Source organism: Curtobacterium sp. B18, from assembly GCF_000333375.1.
In the GTDB taxonomy this organism is placed as follows: Bacteria; Actinomycetota; Actinomycetes; order Actinomycetales; family Microbacteriaceae; genus Curtobacterium.
The window spans coordinates 1-634 of record NZ_BACZ01000045.1 but is presented as its reverse complement, the minus strand read 5'-3'; the positions used below and the strand labels follow the sequence as shown (position 1 = coordinate 634).

1 protein-coding gene is annotated in these 634 nt (G+C 71.3%); it reads left to right on the top strand.

All coding sequences use genetic code 11. From position 1 onward, the window contains the following. On the top strand, window positions 1–454 hold a 454-nt coding region (locus tag I5E_RS01325; RefSeq protein ID WP_022905413.1), incomplete at its 5' end, for an agmatine deiminase family protein. Window positions 455–634 lie beyond the last annotated feature (180 nt).

The following is a 634-nucleotide window of genomic DNA, read 5'->3' as shown; positions in this document are numbered from 1 at the left end:
CGAGGTGGTCTGGCTCCCGCGCGGGCTGACCCGCGACTACGACGGGTTCGGCACCCGCGGGCACGTCGACATGGTGGCGACCTTCGCGGGTGCCGCGATGGACACCGTGCTGCTGCACGCCCAGCCGGACGCCGGCCACCCGGACCACCTCGTGATGCCGATGGTCCGCCGGGCGCTCGAGGAGGCGACCGACGCCACGATCGTCGAACTGCCGGCGCCGAGCACGCTCACCGACGCGGGCGGCCCGGTCGACTGGAACTACGTCAACCACGTCGTGGTGAACGGTGCCGTGATCGCGTGCGCGTTCGGCGACCCGGTGGCGGACGACCGGGCGCGGGGGATCCTCGCGGACGTCTATCCGGGGCGCGAGGTGCGTTCGGTCGATGCCCGCGAGGTGTTCGCCCGGGGCGGCGGGCTGCACTGCATCACGCAGCAGCAGCCGGCGGTGCAGTAAAGATCACTTCAGTAGCCATTACGCACCGTAATGCGTACTGTAGTGACCATGAGTGAGCAGGATCCGCGACTCGCACAACCCTTCCCGGCAGCCATCACGCGTTCCGCGACGTGCTGGAGACCGTCCACGGGGCCGCTGTACAGGACGGTGCCGCCGCCGGAGCCCGCGCCCGGCCCGACG